Origin of the sequence: Actinoallomurus oryzae, assembly GCF_039541955.1 — a bacterium.
GTDB lineage: Bacteria > Actinomycetota > Actinomycetes > Streptosporangiales > Streptosporangiaceae > Actinoallomurus > Actinoallomurus oryzae.
In genome coordinates, this window is record NZ_BAABHF010000046.1 from 479,406 (window position 1) to 501,012 (window position 21,607).

17 protein-coding genes are annotated in these 21,607 nt (G+C 72.0%); 12 read left to right on the plus strand and 5 right to left on the minus strand.

Features of this window, described 5'->3' with window-relative positions; genetic code table 11:
- Positions 1-150: 150 nt before the first annotated feature.
- Positions 151-4,110: a S8 family serine peptidase gene (locus ABEA10_RS38605; protein WP_345472598.1), complete on the plus strand. Its 3,960-nt coding sequence runs from the start codon at positions 151-153 to the stop codon at positions 4,108-4,110.
- Here ABEA10_RS38605 and ABEA10_RS38610 read toward each other — a convergent pair.
- On the minus strand, positions 4,100-5,197 hold the full coding sequence (locus ABEA10_RS38610; protein ID WP_345472600.1) for a HEAT repeat domain-containing protein: 1,098 nt from the start codon (positions 5,195-5,197) through the stop codon (positions 4,100-4,102). The genes ABEA10_RS38605 and ABEA10_RS38610 overlap by 11 nt on opposite strands.
- Here ABEA10_RS38610 and ABEA10_RS38615 point away from each other — a divergent pair.
- Positions 5,169-6,326 (plus strand): RNA-guided endonuclease InsQ/TnpB family protein, encoded by a 1,158-nt coding sequence (locus tag ABEA10_RS38615; RefSeq protein ID WP_345472602.1) that lies wholly within the window; start codon positions 5,169-5,171, stop codon positions 6,324-6,326. The genes ABEA10_RS38610 and ABEA10_RS38615 overlap by 29 nt on opposite strands.
- A gap of 74 nt (positions 6,327-6,400) precedes the next feature.
- Here the strand turns inward: ABEA10_RS38615 and ABEA10_RS38620 are convergent, their stop codons facing one another.
- The 4 genes from ABEA10_RS38620 to ABEA10_RS38635 all read right to left on the minus strand — a co-directional run bounded on the left by ABEA10_RS38620 (position 6,401) and on the right by ABEA10_RS38635 (position 9,302).
- Complete coding sequence (locus ABEA10_RS38620; protein WP_345472604.1) at positions 6,401-7,042, minus strand: S1 family peptidase; 642 nt, start codon at positions 7,040-7,042, stop codon at positions 6,401-6,403.
- 9 nt (positions 7,043-7,051) lie between these two features.
- The gene (locus ABEA10_RS38625; RefSeq protein ID WP_329244733.1) at positions 7,052-7,357 is read right to left on the minus strand and encodes a trypco2 family protein; all 306 of its coding nucleotides are present in this window, start codon (positions 7,355-7,357) and stop codon (positions 7,052-7,054) included.
- A gap of 95 nt (positions 7,358-7,452) precedes the next feature.
- Positions 7,453-8,121, minus strand: a complete 669-nt coding sequence (locus tag ABEA10_RS38630) for a hypothetical protein (RefSeq protein ID WP_345472608.1) — start codon at positions 8,119-8,121, stop codon at positions 7,453-7,455.
- A 149-nt stretch (positions 8,122-8,270) separates the two neighbouring features.
- Positions 8,271-9,302: a LacI family DNA-binding transcriptional regulator gene (locus ABEA10_RS38635; RefSeq protein WP_345472610.1), complete on the minus strand. Its 1,032-nt coding sequence runs from the start codon at positions 9,300-9,302 to the stop codon at positions 8,271-8,273.
- Between the two features lie 144 nt (positions 9,303-9,446).
- On the opposite strand from ABEA10_RS38635, the gene ABEA10_RS38640 reads away from it, so the two are divergent.
- The 10 genes from ABEA10_RS38640 (at position 9,447) to ABEA10_RS38685 (ending at position 21,525) form a co-directional block, all read left to right on the plus strand.
- Entirely contained in the window at positions 9,447-10,973 is a 1,527-nt protein-coding gene (locus tag ABEA10_RS38640) for a sodium:solute symporter family protein (RefSeq protein ID WP_345472612.1), read from the plus strand.
- The gene (locus tag ABEA10_RS38645; protein ID WP_345472614.1) at positions 10,966-12,225 is read left to right on the plus strand and encodes an AGE family epimerase/isomerase; all 1,260 of its coding nucleotides are present in this window, start codon (positions 10,966-10,968) and stop codon (positions 12,223-12,225) included. The genes ABEA10_RS38640 and ABEA10_RS38645 overlap by 8 nt, the downstream gene beginning before the upstream one ends.
- Entirely contained in the window at positions 12,206-12,958 is a 753-nt protein-coding gene (locus ABEA10_RS38650; RefSeq protein WP_345472616.1) for a 6-phosphogluconolactonase, read from the plus strand. The genes ABEA10_RS38645 and ABEA10_RS38650 overlap by 20 nt, the downstream gene beginning before the upstream one ends.
- Positions 12,948-13,706 carry a sugar isomerase domain-containing protein gene (locus ABEA10_RS38655; RefSeq protein ID WP_345472618.1) on the plus strand — a complete coding sequence of 253 codons (759 nt, stop codon included), beginning with the start codon at positions 12,948-12,950 and terminating at the stop codon, positions 13,704-13,706. The genes ABEA10_RS38650 and ABEA10_RS38655 overlap by 11 nt, the downstream gene beginning before the upstream one ends.
- Positions 13,703-14,848, plus strand: coding sequence for an N-acetylglucosamine-6-phosphate deacetylase (locus ABEA10_RS38660; RefSeq protein WP_345472621.1), 1,146 nt, complete (start codon positions 13,703-13,705; stop codon positions 14,846-14,848). Before ABEA10_RS38655 ends, ABEA10_RS38660 begins: the two co-directional genes overlap by 4 nt.
- Positions 14,849-14,912: 64 nt before the next feature.
- Complete coding sequence (locus tag ABEA10_RS38665; protein WP_345472623.1) at positions 14,913-16,157, plus strand: hypothetical protein; 1,245 nt, start codon at positions 14,913-14,915, stop codon at positions 16,155-16,157.
- A gap of 85 nt (positions 16,158-16,242) precedes the next feature.
- On the plus strand, positions 16,243-17,739 hold the full coding sequence (locus ABEA10_RS38670; RefSeq protein ID WP_345472625.1) for a hypothetical protein: 1,497 nt from the start codon (positions 16,243-16,245) through the stop codon (positions 17,737-17,739).
- 359 nt (positions 17,740-18,098) lie between these two features.
- Entirely contained in the window at positions 18,099-18,308 is a 210-nt protein-coding gene (locus tag ABEA10_RS38675) for a heavy-metal-associated domain-containing protein (RefSeq protein WP_329244704.1), read from the plus strand.
- Between the two features lie 58 nt (positions 18,309-18,366).
- The gene (locus tag ABEA10_RS38680) at positions 18,367-19,257 is read left to right on the plus strand and encodes a hypothetical protein (RefSeq protein ID WP_345472628.1); all 891 of its coding nucleotides are present in this window, start codon (positions 18,367-18,369) and stop codon (positions 19,255-19,257) included.
- Positions 19,258-19,326: 69 nt separating this feature from the next.
- Positions 19,327-21,525, plus strand: a complete 2,199-nt coding sequence (locus tag ABEA10_RS38685; RefSeq protein ID WP_345472847.1) for a heavy metal translocating P-type ATPase — start codon at positions 19,327-19,329, stop codon at positions 21,523-21,525.
- The last annotated feature ends 82 nt before the right edge of the window (positions 21,526-21,607 follow it).

Genomic DNA, 21,607 nt, shown 5'->3' on the forward strand with positions numbered 1-21,607 from the left:
CTGGGCGAAATGTTCGCTCACTGCACGTTTGTGAAGCTGCGCAGAGTCGCACTGGAAAGGCCTTGTCGACGAGCCGGGCGGGGCTGAAGGTGATCTTGCGTTTCTCCCCCCGCTGAACGCCGCCCGCCCCTCCCCCGCAAAGAAGGCCTGATGCACAGACGTCTCAGACGCGCCGCGATCGCGGTGGTCCTGACGATCCCGCTCACCTCCGCCCCCATCGCCGCCCAAGCCGCGACGGCGAAGAAGCCCCAGCCGGCCACCCACTCCCTGAAGCTCGCCGACGGCTCGAAGGTCCAATGGTCCGACGACGGCACCGGCACCCTGACCGACAAGCGGGGCAGGACGAGGGCCTTCCCCGTCCCGCGGTCCGCCGGGCGCAGCGGCTTGAAGGCGACGCTGACGGCTCCCGACACCGCCATCCGGGCCCGTGCCGATGCCGCCCAGGGGCCCGCGTACACGCTCGGCTCGGGCTCCGCCGCGAAACAGGCCACCACCCGGATCCAGCCGATGAACACCGGCCCGGTGAAGCTGCCCGCGTCGGTCGGCGCCGACGTCAAGCGGTCCGCGCGGGCGCCGAAGGCCACGACGGCGCCGGACACCGGCGCGGGATCCGGCGTGCCCACGAACGAGGGCCTGACGTCGTCGTTGCAGTCCTACCTGAACGCCCAAGGGGTCAACGCCGTCGGTGCCTTCCACGACGCCGCGACCTACCTGCACGCGCTCCCGGGCGCCGGCCAGACCATCACCAACGTCTCCATCGGGGACCTGACCGATCAGTCGATGGCCGACGCCGGCGACGCCTACGTCGCGCACTACGGCCCGACGACCGTCGTCAAGAACGGGCAGCGGTACCTGGACATCCCGTCCATGCCGCTGATCCCCACCTACGTCGCGGACGACAACGCCCACCTGGACGCCACCGGCTCCACCGAGGGCCAGGACCCGGCCCTGGGCGAGGTGCTCCTGGACTTCTCCATGATGGCTCCGCTGCCGCACGACCGGCAGCGGCCGGAGGCGACCGGCCAGGGCGTGACCGACCTGCTCGGCATCGCCCCGGGCGCCGACTACCGTCTCGTCGTCCCCAAGGAGCCCTCCAGCGCGGGCATCGGCGCGGCCCTGCGCGCCGCGGCCGCCCAGACACCGCGCCCCGACGTCATCACCGCCAGCCTCGGCTTCGGCACCGACGGCAGCCTCGGGTTCCCCTCCCGGTGGCTGGAGGACGACCCGACGATCCGCGCGACCCTCGCGGACATCGTCAAGTCCGGCATCGCGGTGGTCGTCTCGTCCAACGACGGCACGCGGCTGGCCCTGCCCGTCTCGGTCGGTCCCGACGGCGGCAGCACCCCGACGAACCGGACGAACAGCGCGGCGGCGCAGACCGACATCGACGACGTCACGCCGACCACGACGCCGTCCGTGGTCAAGGACACCGGCGTGATCTCCGCCGGCGCCACGACCCTGGACGACACGCTGAGCTCCTCCGACATCCGGAACGGCGTGTACCCGACCACCCGCTACAACGGGTCGACGGCCTACTCGTCGGGCTTCGGCTCCCGCGTCGACCTCGCGACGCCGGGCGACAACCTGCCCGCGCTGGAGCACGTGTGCTCACAGAACTGCGACGCGCAGGACGTGAGCGTGGTCCTCAACGGCGGGACGTCCGCGTCCGCGCCGATGATCGCCGCCGCCGTCGCGGACGTCCTGCAGGCGGCCAAGGCCACCCACCAGAGGCTGACGCCCCGCCAGGTGCGTGACCTCCTGGTCGCCACGGGCCGTCCGATCGCGCAGACCCCGCAGGCCGACCAGACGCTGCACATGGGCACGCGGCTCGACGTCACCGCGGCCGTGGAGAAGGTGCTGTCCCGCACCGTCCGCATCACTCCCTCCGCGGTGCGGATGTCGGTGGCCCAGCGGCAGCTCCTGCCGAGCGCCCAGGCGACGTACTTCGTGGAGAGCACCGATCCGGCCGCCATCGACCTGGCCGGCCCGGCGGACGCCGCGGGTGCGCCGTCCGGCCAGAACGCCGTGTCACCGATCACCTTCGGCCTGGACATGACCGGCGACCGTACGGGCGTCACCTACCGCCTCCAGATCGGGGACAAGGGCGTCATCCCGGCCTCCGGGCCGAGCCTGCGGGTGCTGCCGGGCGAGCTGCTCTCCGCGGCCGGCCTGCCGGCGACCTCCGAGGACTCCCGGAGTGTGAACGTGACCTTCCAGGCCCTGCGGGCCGGCCGGGTGCTCGCCTCGGTCTCCCGCAAGCTCACCTTCACCGCGAACGACGGGACCTACGAGCAGGCGCAGGCACCGGACCTGCCCGGCGCCGTTCCGCTGGGCCGGCCGGTCACCGTGCACTACGACCTCACCGGCGTCCGCGGGCTGAGCTCTCCGCGCCTCATCCTGTCCTCCGTGGGGCACTACACGCCGAACGCGGGCGTGGACCTCTTCCGCGCGCAGTGGAGCACCCCGCTGACGGAGCCGAAGGGAACCGTGACCATCCCCGCCTCGGCCTTCGCCGCCGGGGGAGCCGGGATCTACGGCGTGGGCGTCGAGCAGTCGGGCGGCGTCTATCCGGTCTACGGCGCCTTCCGGGCCATCCGCGTCGGAGCCGGCGCCGCCGAACGGCCCGCCGCCCCGCTCCTGGGCACCGGCCGCAGGGCGTCGGTCCACGCCGTCGACCTCACCCGGGCGAACGGCAGGCTGGCCGTCTCCTGGGACGTCACCTCGGTGCCGGGCGCCGACGGCGCGCAGATCGAGCTGATGGCGCCGGCCCCCACCCTCTACGGAACGCTCAACACCGTCACCAACCAGAACGGCAGCGGCCGGGACGACAACGGCGTGGACCACGCCTCGACGCTGCTGCGGGCGCTGCCCTCGGCCAAGGGCCGGACCACGCTCGACCTGGCGGCGCTGAACGTGCCCACCGGGCTGCAGTATCCGGTGCGCGTGATCGCGACCCGTCACGGCCGGCCGGTCGGCCAGGCGTCGCCGACGTCGTTCCTGCAGTACCGTGACGGTGACGAGATGTCCGGCACCGTCGAGGGCTTCACGGTGTCCGGCGGCCGGGCGCTCATCAGCACCGATGAGTTCAGCTCCCCCGACGGGCAGTCGTACCGGCTGGACCGCTCCGCGACGACGCCGTACGCGCTGAAGGACGGCGTCCTGGGTTCGCCGATCACGCAGAACACCGGGGGCGACCTGGAGCAGCTGGTGATCGGCTCGGACCCGAAGACCGGGACCGCACTGATCGTGCACCCGTCCTACTCCGGCTCGTCCAGCCCGCAGATCGACGTGCGGAACGCCGGCACCGGAGCGACGGTCAAGGTGACCGAGACCGAGTCGCTGTCCGGCGGGAACGGCTACATCGAGGGCGGCACCGTCGACACCGTACGGCACCGGGGAGCGGTCACCACGTACGACCCGAGCTCCGGGCTGACCCGCCTGTGGCCCGTCGACATGGCGAGCGGCACGGTCGGCGCCCCGCTGGTGATCAACGCGAAGAACCCCGGACGCTCGTTCCGCGACGTCGTCATCGACGGCGCCACCGGGCAGGCGTTCGTGGCGACCACCGGCACCATGGGGCCCTGCCTCCAGGGACACGCGCCGTACGGGGTGGTGCGAGCCGACTTCGACACGGGCGACGTGACACCGGTGACCACCCTGCCGATCTGCACCGCCGGGCTGCTGCCGGACGGCGACGGCGGCAAGGTGTGGGTGTCGGTCGGCGCCGCCCAGGGCTTCCGGAACACCTTCCCGGCCAGCAGCTGGTTCGGCCTGGACCAGAAGACGCTCGCGGCGGGGGCCACCGCGACCATCGACACCCACGGTCCGGTGTGGCCCGTGTACGACTCCGTGCACCACGTCGCCGTGGAGGCCGGTCTCTATGAGAGCGGCGCGGAGGCGGACAACAACGCCATGAGCGAGATCACCGTCCTGGATCCGGACACCGGGAAGGTCCTCGCCCGGCACCCGGTCGCGAACCTGGTCTACTCGACCGTCGCCGGGTCCAACTTCGAGTTCACGTCCCGGCAGGGGCTGTACGTCGACCCCGCGTCCCGGACCGGCTGGGTCGTCAACGCCTGGGGGACCGGCCTGGAGCGGTTCACCTACTGAGAACGCGGTCAGCGGCCCCGCCGGCGTCCTCCAGGGCGTCGGCGGGGCTCGCGTCGCCGAACATCGCGTCGATGTCGCTGCCGTAGCGCCGGACGATGACGGGGAGGAACAGCCCGGCCGGGCGGGCCAGGAGCGGCATCAGCCGGCGGCGGACCCGCCCGCCGGTGAACTCATCCAGCACCCGTTGCTCGACCGGCAGGTCGAAGTAGTCCCTGGTCGCGGCGCGTTTGCGGGCGGCGCCTGCCCTCCGGCGCAGCACGGGCGCGATCGTGTCGTCGCGCGACAGGGCGCCCAGGATGGCGAGAGCCCGCCGATCGCCCAGGCGCGCCAGGTACCGGGCGGCCTGGAACCTGCTGTAGCCCGCGAGCGGCACCTCCGCGGAGGTCTTGCGGCGCGTGGCCGCCAGCAGGATCGACACGCCGCGATCGTCGTCGAGGCGGGCGAGGCCGAACGCCGCCCGCATTCGCACGTACGGCCTGCTCTCCTCGTCGCGGGCCATGGTGAGCAGGAGGCTCACTGCGCGGCGGTCACCCAGCTTCAGCCCCAGCAGCCTCGCCGCCAGCGCGCGGTGGGTGTTGTCGATCGTCCGGTCGGTGGCCATGCCGTGAAGCATCTCCGCCGCGTCGGGGTGGCCGAGATCGGCGAGGGCGCCCGCGCTGTGCACCCTCGTGAACGGAAGCAGGTAGGTGTCGCGCGTCATCGCGATGAGCAGCGCGGTGCCCCGTGGGTCACCGCGTTCGGCGAGCTTCAGCGCGACGAACACCCGGGGCAGCTCGCCGCCGAAGCAGCGCAGGATGTCGGTGAACCGCCACTCGTCATCGACGCTCTTCAGCGCCGGCAGCCCGAGGGCGTCCGGCTCCGTGGACAGGTCGGCCAGGGCGTCGGACGTCCCGCCGTCCAGCTCGGCGAGGGCGGCCGCGGCGCGCGCCCGGTGGACGAGCGAATAGGCCCGCTTGCGGCGGACCAGCCTGCGCAGGCTGCGGGACGCCTGGTTACCCCTGGAGTTATCGGGAGATTCCCCTCCTGTGTGACACAGAAGAACGTTACGGTTACGGGTTGTGAAGATCGTGGTGCAGGTAAAGCTCATGCCGGATGCCGGGCAGGCGCTGGCGCTTGAGCGGACCCTGCACGCGGTGAACGAGGCGGCGAACTGGGTATCGGCCGTGGCGTTCGACCGTGGTGTGCCGCACCTGTATGAGCTGCGTAAGTACACCTATGGCGAGTTGAAGTCGCGGGGCCTGGGGGCACAAGCTGCCCAGCATGTGATCAAGAAGGTCCGTGACGCCTACACCGCGTTGAAGGCGAACATCGCTGCGGGGAATCTCGGCAGGCCGGGTTCTCGTCGTCGTCTCAAGGCCGAGGCGAAGCCGATTGTGTTTCGTCTCGAGGCGGCGCAGCCGTATGACGATCGGTGTTTGTCGTGGCAGTACGACGCTGGGACCGTGTCGGTGTGGACGGTCGAGGGCCGGGTGAAGAACGTCCGGTTCGCCTGCTCTGCGGGTGCGCTCAAGACGCTGCAGGCCCACCGGCAGGGCGAGTCCGATCTGGTCCGGCGTGATGGGGTGTTCTATCTGATCGCCACGTGCGAGGTGCCCGAGGCCGAACGGTACGAGCCCGGCCGGTTCATCGGCGTGGACCTCGGCATCGCCGCCATCGCCACCACCTCCACCGGCTACCAGGCCGCCGGGCGGGGACTTAACCGGCACCGCAGGCGGCAACTCGAACTACGCCGCAAGCTCCAGAAGAAGCGCACCAAGTCCGCCAAGCGGCTGCTCAAGAAACGCCGACGCAGCGAGAAGCGCCACGCCGCCAACCAGAACCACATCATCGCCAAGACGATCGTGACCGAGGCTGAACGCACCTCATCCGGAATCGCCCTAGAGAACCTCAAGGGAATCCGGCAGAGGGTACGGCTCCGCAAGCCCCAACGGGTCGCGCTGCACTCCTGGGCCTTCGCACAGCTCACCGACTTCATCGCCTACAAAGCCAAACGAGCCGGCGTGCCCGTAGTCTTCGTCGATCCGGCCTACACCTCACAACAATGCGCCGAGTGCGGCCACATCAACACCAACAACCGGGTCAGCCAGTCGGTTTTCTGCTGCCGGAACTGCGGGGTCGTTGCCCACGCAGACCGCAACGCCTCCCGCAACATCGCCCGCAAAGGCGAAGCTGCGTGGACCGCGGGGCGTGAGTCACGCGTCCCTGCCACCCCATAGAAGGGGTGCTGGACGGAGGAGCCCACCCAACAGCCAGCTGGGAGCTACCTCCAAGCCCGGCCCTTCGGGACCCTTCAGGGCCGGGTCAAGTTGACCCGCTTGTACTCCAGCTCCGTGTACCAGCGGTCGACGCGGCTGCCGGTGAGGGTGTCCAGGGCGTCGCCGAGGCGGTGCTCGCTCACCACGCCCACCAGGTGGCCGACCGACCAGATCGCCGCGCCGGACATGCCCTCCCACGCGGACCTCGAACGGTCCGGGTCGGGGGCGGGCGGGTCGACGATGATCTCCAGCCCTCCTTCGCGCCGCCAGGACGCGGGGGCGGCCGTACCGCGCGCGTGGCGGGTGTCCCGGAACACCACCTCCCTGCCGTCGGCGTCCCTGCCCCGGTGGAGCCGGAAACGCGGGAACCCGACGGCCTCGACCGGCGACGGCTCGGGGATCCCGCCGTAGCGGACCGGCTCCACCTCCGGCCCCGCGTCGAGGCGGACGACCGCCACGTCGACGGCCTCCTCGTGGAAGACCACCTGGCCGGGCTCCATCCGGGCCGTGCCGTCGTCGGCGACGAACCGGACGCGGACCCGGGCGTCGGGCGCGACGACATGGGCGGCCGTCAGCACCGTCCGGCGGCGTACGAGGTAGCCCGACCCGCGAAGGCCCGGCTTTCCGTCCTCACCGGTGACGATCTGCGCGACACGGTCGACGTCGAGTCCGGCCATTCCGCGGAATCATTCCTCTCCGTCTTCGGCCTGGCCGGACACGCGTGGAGTGATCCGGCCATCGCCGTTCTGGAGAGTCGGGGTGAGAGTGAGCTTGAGTTTCTGCGTCGAGGTGTTCTTGTCGCTGATATCGGCGCCCAGGTCCAGCACCCAGAAACGCACCTTGCCGTGCACGCCGTCGGTCTGCTCGACGCTCACGCTGAGCTCCAGCTCGATCGAGCCGACCTCGAACTGAAGACGTTCGTTCTCGCCGCCGTCGATCGCCCGATACAACTCCTCGCGCAGATCCTTCACCACGTCGGCCAGCTCGATCACATTCATCTCCCCGCAGTTGTGTGATCGTCAGCATTTCATACGGGTAGATCCGATGAACGGCCGTTTTTTCCGGGCGGGCGGCGGCCTGTCCGAGCTCAGCCGGGAAGTCGATCGTAGGTCTTGTACGAGTAGGTGACCGTCATCGCGAGGCGGTTGGCGCCGGAGGCGGCGGGCAGGCCGAAGCGGCGGTCGATCCGGGGGGTGGCGGGGCCGCAACCGGTGGCGGCCGGGACGGCGAAGGTCGTGTCCGTACCCTGCATGCGCCGGATCGGCGGGTTCGCCGATACCTGGACCGGGCCGCCCGGCGCGAGGGTGAGCCGGATGGGGATCGGGTCGCCGGCCGAGCCCAGCGTGCAGTGCCGGCCGAGCCCTGGGCCGGTGAGGCGGAAGCGCAGGTTGATCACGCCCCCCGGGGTGAGGAAGTCGGACGGGCCCGCCGACTCCGGGCGCAGCCGCAGCCGGGTGCCGGGGACCCGTTCGGCGGCGGCTTGGAGCCGGCCGAAGACCTGGCCGGAGGTGCCGTCCGGCCGTGGGCCTTCGGCGTGCGTCATCGAGATGATGCGGACGCGGATCGGGCCGACGCCGCCGACGGTGAGCGTGCCGGTGGCGACGTGGTCCTCGCACCGCCACTCGGCCGGATCGGCCCACGACGGGATCGGCGGGCAGTCGCGGTATTCGAAGTGCGGTGGCGGGTCGGCGTGTGCCGTGGCGGCTCCGAGCGGGGGAGCCGTGGCGGAGAGCAGGATCGAGATCGCGGTGCGCATCGGAGCATTCCTTCGAAGGGGTCGATGATCGACACCAAGCCTCTTCGCCCGGCCCGCGCGAAACGATGGCGCAGGCCTGTGGATCGAATCGGAAAGCAGATCCATTGACACACCGGATCCGGGGTGTTACCGACGCACCCGCCTGTGCATCAAGATCCCTGTGCGGGCGGCCCCTGACGGCGGGCGCGCGGCGCCGGGCCCGTGGTCGCCCGGACGATCAGATGTGAGTCGAGGCTGTGGCGGACGTCGCCGACGCTCCGGCCGGCCACGAGGTCCAGCAGCACCGACACGGCGATCTTCCCGGCCTCCGCGCAGCGCAACGAGATGGTCGTGAGCGGCGGATACGTCGTCGCGGCGAAGACGTCGTCGCAGCCGATCACGCTCATGTCCTCCGGCACCCGCACGCCGTGCTCGGTGAGCCCGGCCAGGACACCGTGCGCCACGACGTCGTCGTAGGCCAGGACCGCGGTGGCGCCGGAGGCGAGGATGGCCTCCACGGTCGCCTTGCCGCCGTCGTACGTCGCGGGGTCGGCCTGCAGCGTGGTGAGCGTCATGCCGTGGTCGGCGCGGGCGGCGGCGATGCCGCGGCGCCGTTGATGATCCGACCAGGCCCCGGGCGGCCCGCCGACATAGGCGAGATGCTCGTGGCCGAGCTCGGCCAGATGCGCGATCGCCTGCATGAACCCGGTGTGGGAGTCCGTCAGCACCCGCGGCATCCGTGGCACGTCCCGGTTGATCAAGACCACCGGCCGTCGACGTGCGTATTCGGCGAGGGCGGCGTCTTCCAGCCGGGAGGCGGCGAGCACTAAACCGTCGACCTGCGGGGTGAACCGGGTGATCAGCCGGCTCTCCTGGGCCGGGTTCTCCGCGGAGTCGCCGAGCAGCACGCAGAAGTCCTGGTGGTCCGCGCCGACCTGGGCGGCGCGGATCAACGGCGGGAAGAACGGGTTGGCGATGTCCGGCACGATCAGCGCGATGACGCCGTTCTGGCCGGTGGAGAGCGCGCGGGCGACCTTGTTCGGCGCGTAGCCCAGCGTCTGTGCCTTCGCCAGCACCTTCTCCACGGTCTCCGGCCTCAGCAGGTCGGGCCGGGTGAAGGCGCGCGACACCGTCGAGCGGGAGACGCCCAGCTCCTTGGCGATCACGCTGATCGTCGGAACGGTCCCGTCTGGGGTCGCCATGGGGAAACGGTAGCGCAGACGTAACACGGAAAGGTGCGCCGGGCCCTTGTGTGTGCAACCGGTTGCATGTCAATCTACGCAACCAACACGTCTACGCAACCAGCAGGTCTACCCAACCAGCGTGTCCTACCCCCGGAGGTGGTCGTGGGCTCTGTCGCCTGGATCGTGTTGTCGCTGTACTTCGTGCTGATGATCGTCATCGGCTGGTGGGCCAAGTCCCGGGTGCACGACGCCCGCGACTTCTTCACCGCCGGCGGCCGGATGCCGTGGTGGCTCGCCGGCATCTCCCACCACATGTCGGGCTACAGCGCCGCCGTCTTCGTGGCGTACGCGGCCATCGCCTACACCACCGGCTTCGCGCTGTACGTCTGGTGGGCGATCGGCATCGTGTTCGCGATGGCGGTCGGTTCGGTGCTGTTCGCGCCGAAGTGGCCCCGGCTCCGCGAGCGCCTCGGCATCATCTCCCCACTGGAGTACCTCACCACCCGCTACAACCTGCCCGCGCAGCAGGTGCTCGCCTGGAGCGGCGCGGCGTTGAAGATCTTCGACGTCGGCGCCAAGTGGACGGCCAGCGCCGTCCTGCTGAACGTCTTCGCCGGCGTGCCGCTGCACTGGGGCGTGCTGCTCACCGGCGGAGTGACGCTGGTCTACTCGACCGTGGGCGGGCTGTGGGCCGACGCGCTGACCGACCTCGGGCAGTTCGTCATCCAGCTCGCCGCCGGTGTGGCGATGCTGGTGGTCACGCTGTCCAAGCTCGGCGGGATCTCGTCGGTCTGGACGATGTGGGACCGGCTGCCCGCGAGTCACGCCAAGCCGTTCGCCGGCAGCTACACCGTGGCGTTCTTCCTCGTCTACCTGCTGATCGACACGCTCTCCTACAACGGCGGCACGTGGAACCTCGCCCAGCGCTTCATCGCCGCCGGGAACGCCGCGCAGGCGCGTCGCGCGGCCGTGCTCTCCGGGGCGCTGTACCTGGTGTGGCCGCTCGTGCTGTTCTTCCCGATGTGGGCCGCGCCGCTGCTGCTCCCCGGCCTGAAGGAGCCGGACCAGTCCTACGCCCTGCTCACCACCCATCTGCTGCCGAGCGGGCTGATCGGACTGGTGCTGGCCGGGATGTTCGCGCACACGATGGCGATGACCTCCTCGGACGCCAACGCGATCTCGGCGGTGGTGGTGCGGGACATCATCCCGGGCCTGATGCGCGGCCGGTCCAGCCTCAGCGCCCGCGCCGAACTGGCGGCGGGCCGGATCGCGACCTTCTCCTTCATCGCCCTGTCGCTGGTCATCGCACTGACCTCCGACCACTTCGGCGGCGTCCTCGGCCTGCTCATCCTCTGGTTCGGTGCGCTCGTCGGGCCGATCGCGATCCCCATGCTGTTCGGCATGCTGCCCTGGTTCCGGCGCAGCGGTCCCTCGGCGGCGATCCTGTCCTGGGCGGCCGGCCTCATCGTGTTCGCGCTGACCAAGTACGTCTTCGACGGCCAGGTGGCGCGGCTCGGCGAGAACTGGGTGTCCACGGTCACCGTCGCCGGCCCGGTCATCGTGGCGTTCGTGGTGTTCGCCGTGACCGGCCTGGTGCGCCCGTGGCGGGACCCGGCCTCCGACGAGCTGATCGACGCGCTGAGCTCGGACGAGGGCCCGGCGCCCGAACAGGCGATCGCCCATGCGTGACGTCCGGTTCTACCGGGAGCACCTGGAGAACGACGTCCTGGCCTGGTGGCTGGCGCACGGCCCGGACCGCGAGCGGGGCGGGGTACGCACCTGTTTCGCGGGCTCCGGCGACACGCTGGTCTCCACGGACAAGTACACCTGGTCACAGGGCCGGTGGGCGTGGCTGCTCGCCCGGCTGTCCCGGGCCGCCCGGCGCGGACTGATCTCGCTGGACGCCGACGACCTGCTCGCCCAGGCCGTCGCGACCGGCGAGTTCGTCGCCGCGCACGCCCTGCTCGGCGACGGCACGACCGCGTACGTGACGGTGGGGGACGGCACGGTCCGGCCGTACGGGCCGGACGGCGACCCGCACGCCAGCGTGTTCGCGGACCTGTTCGCCGCGCTCGGGTTCGCCGGGCTGGCGGGCGCCGACGGGGCGGCCGGGCGGTGGGGCGGGCTCGCCGAGGCGCTCGTCGCGTCCGCGCACGAGCGGATCGCGGCCGGCACCGCACGCACCGAGCCGTACCCGGTCGACCCGCGGTTCCGCGGTCTGTCCGAGCCGATGATGCTGATGCACGTCGCCGCCGAGCTGCACGCCGCGACCGGCTCGGAGCGCAGCCGCGAGATCGCGCTGACCGCCGCGCGTACGGCTCTGACCGGCGGCTTCGCCGACGGGACCGACGTACGGGACCTGGCGCCCCGGCGCGCGGGGCTGGAGTCCACTCTGCTGGCCCGGCACCGCACGCCCGGTCACCTGCTGGAGTTCGCGTGGTTCCTCACGTGGGCCGGCGACCAGGTGCCCGGGGTCGCCGACGTCGTGCCGGACCCCGGCTGGCCCGCCCGTACGGCGCTGGCAGCGCTCGACCTCGGCTGGGACCGGCGCGACGGCGGCCTGTTCCGGTACGTCGACGCCGAGGGCGGCGAGCCACGGGGCGACCTGCTCGGCGACCCGTACGAGGACCTGGTCGTACGGACGTGGGACACCAAGCTGTGGTGGCCGCACGCCGAGGCGCTGTACGCCACGGCGCTGCTCGCCGAGCGGCACGACGACGACCGGCTCGGGGAATGGCACGAGCGCGTGCGCGACTACACGTTCCGTACCTTCCCGGAGGGGCCCGGCCGCGAGTGGACGCAGATCCGCGCGCGCGACGGCACCCCGCTGGACGAGGTCGTGGCCCTGCCGGTGAAGGACCCCTTCCACATCGCGCGGGCCCTGCTGCTGTTGGCCGAACTGGGGGAGAACACGAATTCCGATGCCCGACACCACCTATGAACCCGTCGTCCGCCGCCTGCCCGACGCCGAGGCGCTGGGCCGCGCCGCCGCGCAGGACATCGCCGACGCGCTCGTCCGCCTCCTGGCGGACCGGCCGGAGGTCAGGATGATCTTCGCCTCGGCGCCGAGCCAGGAGGCGACCCTGCGGGCGCTGGCCGACCGGCCGGACATCGACTGGAAACGGGTCACGGCCTTCCACATGGATGAATACCTGGGACTGGCCGCCGACGACCCGCGGCGCTTCGGGAACTGGCTGCGCACCGTGCTGCTGGACCGGGTGCCGATCGGAGCCGCCCACCTGATCGACCCGGGCGACGACCCGCACGCGGCGGCGGCGCGGTACGCCGCGCTGCTGGCCGCGGCGCCGATCGACCTCGTCTGCTGCGGCATCGGCGTCAACGGGCACCTGGCGTTCAACGACCCGCCCGCCGACCTGCACGACCCCGCGCTGGTGAAGGTCGTCGAGCTGGACGAGGTCTGCCGCCGCCAGCAGGTCGACGACGGGGCCTTCACGACGCCGGAGGAGGTGCCCCGGCGGGCCATCACCCTGACCGTGCCGGCGCTGCTGTCCGCCGCCCAGGTGTTCTGCATGGTGCCCGGCGCCTCGAAGCGGCCCGCGGTCACCCGGGCCCTGCACGGCCCGATCGACGGCCGGCTGCCGGCGAGCGCGCTGCGCACCCATCCCCGCTGCACGATCTACGTCGACGAGGAGTCCGCCCCCGATGCCCGCTGACCCGACCCTGACCTATCTGCGCGAGGTCACCGCGCTGCTCGAACGCATCCACGACGAGGAGTCCGACGCGATCCTGCGGGCCGCCGAGCGCGTCGCCGAGCAGGTACGGGCCGACCGGCTGGTGCACATCTTCGGCCCCGGCGGCCACTCCAACCTGGCCGCGCAGGAGGTCTTCTTCCGCGCGGGCGGGCTGATGCACGTCTCGGCCATCCTGGACGAGGGCACGCTGCTGTCCAACGGGGCGCTGCGGTCGATGGCCATCGAGCGCACCCCGGGGTACGGACGGGTCGTGATCGCCGACGCCGGGCTGACCCCGGACGACCTGTTGATCCTCGTCAACGCCTACGGCATCAACGCCGCGCTCATCGACGCCGCGCTGGAGGCGAAGGAACGGGGCGTGACACTGATCGGCGTCAGCTCACGCGAGCACGCCGAACGGACCGACCCGGGGCATCCCGCCCGCCACCCGACCAAGGCGAACCTGCACGACCTGGTGGACATCGCGATCGACACGAAGGTGCCGATCGGCGACGCGGTGATCACGATGGCCGGCGTGGCCGAACCGCTCGCGGCGGTGTCGACGTTCGCCAACGCGTACGCGCTCAACGCCCTGGTCCTGCGCACCGTGCAGCGCCTCGCCGAGTCCGGGGTGGAACCGCCGGTGTGGCGCAGCGGCAACGCGCCGGGCGGCGACGAGGCGAACGCGCGGTTCCTCGACGCCTTCCGCTCCCGGGTGCGGAAGCTGTGAGCGGCGGGCGGCCTCTGCGGCTCACCGGCCGGGACCCGGCGACCGGGCGTACGCTGCGCGTCTCCGTCGAGGACGGGCGGATCGCCGAGGTCCGCGCCACGGACGAGCCGGCCGGGCTCTGGCTCGCGCCCGGCCTCGTCGACCTCCAGGTCAACGGCTTCGCCGGACACGACGTCAACGCCGACGACGTGGACGAGACGGTCGTGACGGAGCTGGTGCACGCGGTCTGGCGTGCCGGAGTGACCACCGTGGTGCCGACGGTCGTGACCGCTCCCGAGGAGCGCATCCGCGCCGCGCTGTCCGCCGTCGCGCGGGCCCGCGCCGCCGACCCGCTCGTCGCCCACGCGATCCCGTACGCCCACGTGGAGGGGCCGTTCATCTCGGCCGAGGACGGTCCGCGGGGCGTGCACGACCCGCGGTACGTCCGGCGCGCCGACCTGGACGAGGTGCGCCGCTGGGGCGACCTCGTCGGGATGCTGACGGTCTCCCCGCATGACGACGCGGCGATCGACCTCATCGCCGGGGCCGTCCGTCTCGGGGTGCGCTGCGCGATCGGGCACACGCACGCCGATCCCGCCCAGATCACCCGGGCCGTCGACGCCGGGGCCGAGCTGGCGACCCACCTCGGCAACGGGGCGCACGCCGTGCTTCCCCGCCACCCGAACCACCTGTGGACCCAGCTCGCCGACGACCGGCTGTACGCCGGGTTCATCGCCGACGGTCACCACCTCCCGGCCGACACCTTCCGGGCGATGCTCCGGGCCAAGGGGATCGAGCGCTCCCACCTCGTCTCGGACACGACCGCGCTCGGCGGGATGCCCCCGGGGCGCTACCGGACCGCGGTCGGCGGCGACGTGGAGCTGTCCGAGGACGGCCGGCTGTCCTACGTCGGCACCCCCTACCTGGCCGGCGCGTCACGGTCGCTGGCGGACGGGGTGGCCACCGCGATCTCCATGGGCGACCTCACCCTGTCCACCGCGCTGCGGCTGGCCACGGCCAACCCGGGCCGGTTCGCGGGCGGGCGCGGCGTGCTGCGGCCCGGAGCGCCCGCCGACCTGATCACGTTCGCCTGGCGGCCGGGGGACACCACCCTGGACGTGCGCACGGTCGTGGTCGCCGGGACGCCGGTGGTGACCGGATGAGCGAGCGGATCGAGCGAGTCAGAAGACAGGTGCGCATGGTCTCTCCCCCGACGAAGGAGGGCCCGTGAGCGCGATGGTCGGTGTCGCGGTCCGCGACTGCACGCCGCCGACCGGCCTGGCCATGTCGGGGTTCGCGGCCCGCACCGGACCGGCGGTCGGCGCGCACGATCCGCTCACCGTGCGCGCGCTCGCCGTGGACGACAGTGTGCTGATCACGGTCGACGCCTGCGGGCTGCACGAGGACTTCTGCGACCGGGTCCGCGCCGAGCTGGCCGACTGCGCGTCCGTGGTGGTCGCGGCGACGCACACGCACGGCGGGCCGGCCACCATGCCCGGCCGGCTCGGCGGGCCGGTGGACGCCGCCTACGCCGCGCGGCTGCACGCGACGTGTGTGGCCGCCGCGCACGCCGCCCGCGCGGCGCGCGAACCCGCGTCGATCGAGGTGGGAGCCGGGCCCGACCCGGGGATCGCGCGCAACCGGCGGCGCGCCGACGGCCCGGTGCACGCCCCGCTGGGCGTCGTCCGGTTCCGGCGGGCGGACGGGACCTGCGCCGCGTCCGTCGTCGGTTACGGCTGCCATCCGGTCGTGCTCGGCGCGGACAACCGGCACTGGACGGCGGACTACCCGGGCGTGGTGCGCACGGCGGTGGAGGAGGCCGAGCCGAACTCGGTGTGCCTGTTCCTCACCGGGTGCTGCGGCGAGCTCAACACCGGGCACAGCCCGTACGCGTCCATGTCGGCCGGCGCCTCGGCGGAGCGCACGTTCGCGGCGGCCGAGCGGATCGGCCGGCGGATCGCCGGCGCGGCACTCGCCGTACCGACGCGTGACGCCGGCAGCGGAACGGGCGGTGCGTCGGAGCGGGTCCGCCTGCCCCTGCGGTCGGCGGATCCGGCCGAGACGGCGGCCCTGGTCACGGAGTGGGAGCGGGAGCTGCCGCGAGCCGGCGCGGACCGGCGCGAGCTGCTGCGCGCCTGGCTCACGTGGGCACGCGACGTCGCTCCGCGGACGCGGACGTCCTGGACCGGCCGGGTCACCGCGCTGCGGTGGGGGAGCCTGCGCCTGGTGGCGCTGCCGGGCGAGCCGTTCTCGGTGACCGCCCGCGACATCGCCGGCCGGCTGCGTGGAGACGTCATCGTCATCGGCTACAGCGACGGCTGCCCCGGCTACCTGCCGCCCGCCACCGAGTACGACCACGGCGGATACGAGGTGGAGGACGCACACCGCTACTACGGCATGCCGGCCCCGTTCGCGCCCGGCGCCGCCGAGTCGCTGGCCGAGGCCGCCGTCGCCCTGGCGAGCGGCCTCTGATCGCACCCCCTGTACGCGACGCGGATCCGCTGGTCGGGGGAGCGGCCCGCGCGCCTGTCCCGTCACCGCACGAGAAGGGAACCGCATGTCGCGAAAGTTCTGGGTGACGACCGTCGCCGCGTTCGTCGCGGCCGTGATGCTGGTGGGCTTCACCTGGGGCGGCACGACGCCCCGGGCGAACGCCGCCGACGCCGGCCGGCGGACCGCGGCGAGTACCCTCCCCGAGGGAACCGTCCTGGCGAGCTACCCCGGCGGCAACACCATCGACACGGAGATCCGGGAGAAGCGGCCGCGGGCCGACGGCTACTACCACGTCGACACCCCGGCGACGATCAACCAACTGAAGAAGCTCCACGTCAACACGTTCCTGTTCCTCATCTGGCACTCGCCGGCCGACTGGCAGGACCTGAGCGGCGAGTTCATGGCCGCCGCGAAGCGGGCCGGCATCAACGTGTGGGCGTACCTCGTCCCGCCGTCCGAGTGCAAGAGTTGGTGCTCAGAGCCGTACGAGACGGACTACCTGACCTGGGCCCGCAACGTCGCCCAGCTCTCGACCCGTTACCCCAACCTCACCGGCTGGGCCATCGACGACTTCACGAACGGGCAGAACTCGCAGAAGTTCACGCCGGAGTACATGCAGCAGATCAAGCAGATCACCGACGGCATCAACCCCAAGCTCGGGCTGTACACCACCGCCTACTACCCCACGGCGATCAGCGACGCGTTCTATGAGAAGTACGCGCCGTACATCCGCGGCATCATCTTCCCGTTCCGCGACTACCCGTACTACAACACCCAGGTCACCTCGACGCTCGGCCCCGAGCTGGACACGATCCTGCCGCACGCGGACAAGTACCACACCAAGGTGGTGCTGATGGTTTACACGGGCCGGTACAGCACCTTCGACGAGCCGACCCCCGACTACGTGAAGCGGGCCCTCGACGTCGGGCTCGGCTACGCCCGCCAGGGCCGCATCGAGGGCATCGCCTCCTACGGCACGCCGCACCTGGGGGCTCCGGCCGTGAGCTCCGACGTGCTCGCCATGTACGGGCGCGGCAGCCTGGTGTTTCAGAACTACGGCGGCTCGACTCCGGCCGGCGCCTACGAGTCGGCGTCCCAGACCGTGCGCGTCGACCCCGACGCGCCGCGCTACACCATCTCGCTCTGGCGCTACAACCGCTTCTACAGCACGCCGACGGCCGGGCGGCTCATGCAGGTGCTCGTCGACGGGCACGTCGTATGGTCCTCCGACCTCGCGACCGACATGTCCGGGGGCAACCACGAGTTCCGGTGGATGCAGAACGAGGGCCCGATCGAGATCGACCCGAGCTACCTGCGCGGCAAGAAGCAGGCGACCCTGACGTTCCGGCTGTATGAGGACCAGGCGGCGAACTACCGGTCGCTGACCGCGTTCGACACGGTCCAGGCCTCCGGGTTCGACGTCACCGACCCCGGGTTCGAAAAGCCGGGCAGCTGGCGGACCGAGTCCAGCTTCGGCAACCTCATCCCGGAGATGAACGTCTACGACCCCGACCTTCCCACCCACGTCTTCCAGGCCGTGGCCAGGGCGTTCGCCTCGTAGCCGCCAAGGGGTGGCCGGCCGCTCGCACCGCGCGGCCGGCCGCTCTGTCATTTCCACCCAGTAGCCGATCATCGGCCGCGCCGTGGCCGCGGGCGCGGACCGCATGCCGCCCGTACGGGCGTTCTCGTACTCGGACGAAGCTGTCTCTAGTAAACCCCCATAGGGTATGTTATGGTCATCACGACCTACCCCCCCGGGGTATCCGAGAACGACCTCGGCTCCAGTACGGCACGCAACCCTCGCCGTACGGCGGCCGGGTCGTATCGGGTCTCCCTGCTATCCATATACCCGGTATGGGTACCTTAGGAATCGGCCGGGAGGGACCGGCCACGACGGACGTCGCCGAAGGAGAAGAACAGATGACCACCACTCAGTACAAGGTCAAGGGCATGACGTGCGGCCACTGCGTGTCGGCCGTCACCGCCGAGGTCGGGGCCCTTGACGGTGTCACCGACGTCAAGGTCGACCTGGCCTCCGGGATGGTCACCGTCGCCAGCACGGCCCCCCTCGACGAGCAGGCGGTACGCGATGCGGTGGACGAGGCCGGCTACGAAATCGCCGGTTCCTGACCCGGCCCTGCTCCGGACCGTTCCGGAGCAGGGCCCGAAGCAGAAGAGGAAGGCAGCGATGAACACACCGGCCAGGCTCGGCTTCTTCACGATCGGGCTGGCGGCGGTGTTCGGCGCGGCGCTCGGGGCCGGCCGCCTGGCCGGTCCCGTCGGAGCCGCGGACCGACCGAACGCCTCCCACGGCGGAATGAACGGAATGAGCGACGGCATTGAGCACCACGACATGGCGAACGCGGCGATGCCCGGGGGGCTGCTCGTCTCCGACCACGGCTACACCCTCACCACGGCCTCCGCGCCGACCGGGGGGTTCGCGTTCCGGATCATCGGCCCGGACGGGCGGGCGGTTACGGCGTTCGACACCGAGCATGACAAGCGGATGCATCTCATCGTCGTCCGCCGCGACCTGTCCGGCTTCCGGCACGTGCACCCCACCATGGACGCCGACGGCACCTGGCGGGTCGCCGCGCCCTTCGGCGGACCGGGCACCTACCGGGCGTTCGCCGACTTCAAGCCCACCGGCGCCGGCCCGCTGACGCTCGGCATCGACGCCGAGGTGCCGGGCGAGGTCACGCCCCGGCCGCTGCCCGCCCCGGCCACGACCGCCTCGGTCGACGGCTACACCGTCACCCTCAAGGGGACACTGACGGCCGGGCGGGCGAGCCGGCTCGACCTCACGGTCTCGCGGGGCGGCCGGCCGATCACCGACCTGCAGCCCTATCTCGCCGCGTACGGGCACCTGGTGGCGCTGCGCCAAGGTGACCTGGCCTACCTGCACGTCCACCCGGACGGCGAGCCGGGCGACGGCAGGACGAAGCCGGGTCCGACGGTCACCTTCCACGCCGAGGCGCCGTCGGCGGGCACCTACCGTCTCTACCTGGACTTTCAGCACGACGGCGTGGTCCACACCGCCGAGTTCACCGTGACGGCCGACGCCGCCACCCGTCACTAGATCAGGGAGGGTGCACCAGTGAGCACCACGGGCACGACACTCGATCGCGTCGAGCTGGTGATCGGGGGCATGACCTGCGCGTCGTGCGCGAACCGCGTCGAGAAACGCCTCAACAGGCTCGAGGGTGTCACCGCGACCGTCAACTACGCCACCGAGAAGGCCAGCGTCGACTTCGGGCCCGGCGTCTCCCCACAGGACCTGATCGCCCAGGTGGAGAAGGCCGGATACACCGCCGCGCTCCCCGCCCCGGCCGAGCCGGATCAGAAGGAGACGGCGTCGGAGGCCGAGGACGCCCCGGTGCGCGCCCTGCGCGACCGGCTCCTGGTCAGCGCCGTGCTGGCCGTCCCCGTGATCGCGCTGGCGATGGTCCCGGCGCTGCAGTTCACGTACTGGCAGTGGGCGTCGCTGACGCTGGCCGCGCCGGTGCTGGTCTGGGGCGCGTGGCCGTTCCACCGCGCCGCGGTCAAGAACTTCAGGCTCGGCGCGGCGACCATGGACACGCTGGTGTCGCTGGGCACGGTCGCGGCGTTCGGCTGGTCGCTGTACGCGCTGTTCTTCGGCACCGCCGGCAAGCCGGGCATGCGGCACCCGTTCAGCCTCACCGTCGAGCGCGCCTCCGGCGCGGGCAACATCTACCTGGAGGTCGCCGCCGGGGTGACGGTGTTCATCCTGGCCGGCCGCTACTTCGAGGCCCGCTCCAAGCGGCGCGCCGGGGCCGCGCTGCGGGCGCTGCTGGAGATGGGCGCCAAGGACGTCGCCGTGCTGCGCGACGGCCGCGAAGAACGCATCCCCGTCGAGCGGCTCAGGACCGGCGACCGCTTCGTCGTACGGCCCGGCGAGAAGATCGCCACGGACGGCGTCGTGGTCGAGGGCGGCTCGGCGGTCGACCTGAGCATGCTCACCGGGGAGTCCGTGCCCGTCGAGGTCGGGGTCGGCGACACCGTCGTCGGCGCCACCGTCAACGCGGGCGGCCGCCTGGTCGTCGAGGCGACCAAGGTCGGCGCGGACACCCAGCTCGCGCAGATGGCCAAGCTGGTGGAGGAGGCCCAGAGCGGCAAGGCACAGGTGCAGCGCCTCGCCGACCGGATCTCCGGGATCTTCGTGCCGATCGTGATCACCCTGGCGGTGGCCACGCTCGGGTTCTGGCTCGGTACCGGAGGCAGCGCCACAGCGGCGTTCACCGCGGCCGTCGCGGTGCTCATCATCGCCTGCCCGTGCGCCCTCGGCCTGGCCACGCCCACCGCCCTCCTGGTCGGTACGGGCCGTGGCGCCCAGCTCGGCATCCTCATCAAGGGCCCGCAGATCCTGGAGTCCACCCGCAGGATCGACACGATCGTGCTGGACAAGACCGGCACCGTCACCACCGGCAGGATGACCCTGACCGACGTCGTCACCGCCGAGGGCCAGGACGCCGACGAGGTGCTGCGACTCGCCGGGGCGCTGGAGGACTCCTCCGAGCACCCGATCGCCCAGGCCATCGCCAAGGGCGCCGTCGAGCGGGTCGGCGGCCTGCCGGCCGTGGAGGACTTCGCGAACATCGAGGGTCTCGGCGTCCAAGGCGTCGTCGACGGGCACGCGGTCCTGGCCGGCCGTACGCGCCTGCTGGCCGAGTGGTCCCAGCACCTGCCCGCCGAGCTGGAGCGCGCCAGAGAGGCCGCCGAAGCCGGCGGCCGGACGGCCGTCGCCGTCGGCTGGGACGGCGAGGCGCGCGCGGTCCTGGTCGTGGCGGACACGATCAAGGACACCAGCGCCGAGGCGATCACCCGGATGAGGTCCCTGGGACTACGGCCGGTCCTGCTCACCGGCGACAACGAGACGGTCGCCCGGGCGATCGCGGCCGAGGCCGGCATCGACGAGGTCATCGCCGAGGTCCTGCCCGCCGACAAGGTCGACGTCATCAAGCGCCTGCAGGCCGAGGGCCGGACGGTGGCGATGGTCGGCGACGGCGTCAACGACGCCGCCGCCCTCGCCCAGGCCGACCTGGGGCTGGCCATGGGCACCGGCACCGACGTTGCGATCGAGGCCGCCGACCTGACCCTCGTCCGCGGCGACCTGCGCGCCGCCGCCGACGCGATCCGCCTGTCGCGCCGTACGCTCGGCACCATCAAGGGCAACCTGTTCTGGGCCTTCGCCTACAACGTCGCCGCCCTGCCGCTGGCCGCCGCCGGCCTGCTCAACCCCATGCTCGCCGGCGCCGCGATGGCGTTCTCCAGCGTGTTCGTCGTCAGCAACAGCCTGCGGCTCCGCCGGTTCCGGCCCGCCCGCTGAGAAGCGCCGGGCGCCCGGTTCCGCCCTCCGGCGGGACCGGGCGCCGCGTTCACGGCGGCGCTCGGCGGGGATGTTCGGTTCG

Coding starts and splice junctions, on each gene's coding strand:
- ABEA10_RS38645 (WP_345472614.1), top strand. CDS start 10,966: ATGCGTGACGTCCGGTTCTACCGGGAGCACCTGGAGAACGACGTCCTG.
- ABEA10_RS38655 (WP_345472618.1), top strand. CDS start 12,948: ATGCCCGCTGACCCGACCCTGACCTATCTGCGCGAGGTCACCGCGCTG.
- ABEA10_RS38630 (WP_345472608.1), bottom strand. CDS start 8,121: ATGCGCACCGCGATCTCGATCCTGCTCTCCGCCACGGCTCCCCCGCTC.
- ABEA10_RS38685 (WP_345472847.1), top strand. CDS start 19,327: ATGACCTGCGCGTCGTGCGCGAACCGCGTCGAGAAACGCCTCAACAGG.
- ABEA10_RS38675 (WP_329244704.1), top strand. CDS start 18,099: ATGACCACCACTCAGTACAAGGTCAAGGGCATGACGTGCGGCCACTGC.
- ABEA10_RS38605 (WP_345472598.1), top strand. CDS start 151: ATGCACAGACGTCTCAGACGCGCCGCGATCGCGGTGGTCCTGACGATC.
- ABEA10_RS38650 (WP_345472616.1), top strand. CDS start 12,206: ATGCCCGACACCACCTATGAACCCGTCGTCCGCCGCCTGCCCGACGCC.
- ABEA10_RS38610 (WP_345472600.1), bottom strand. CDS start 5,197: ATGAGCTTTACCTGCACCACGATCTTCACAACCCGTAACCGTAACGTT.
- ABEA10_RS38670 (WP_345472625.1), top strand. CDS start 16,243: ATGTCGCGAAAGTTCTGGGTGACGACCGTCGCCGCGTTCGTCGCGGCC.
- ABEA10_RS38620 (WP_345472604.1), bottom strand. CDS start 7,042: ATGGCCGGACTCGACGTCGACCGTGTCGCGCAGATCGTCACCGGTGAG.
- ABEA10_RS38635 (WP_345472610.1), bottom strand. CDS start 9,302: ATGGCGACCCCAGACGGGACCGTTCCGACGATCAGCGTGATCGCCAAG.
- ABEA10_RS38680 (WP_345472628.1), top strand. CDS start 18,367: ATGAACACACCGGCCAGGCTCGGCTTCTTCACGATCGGGCTGGCGGCG.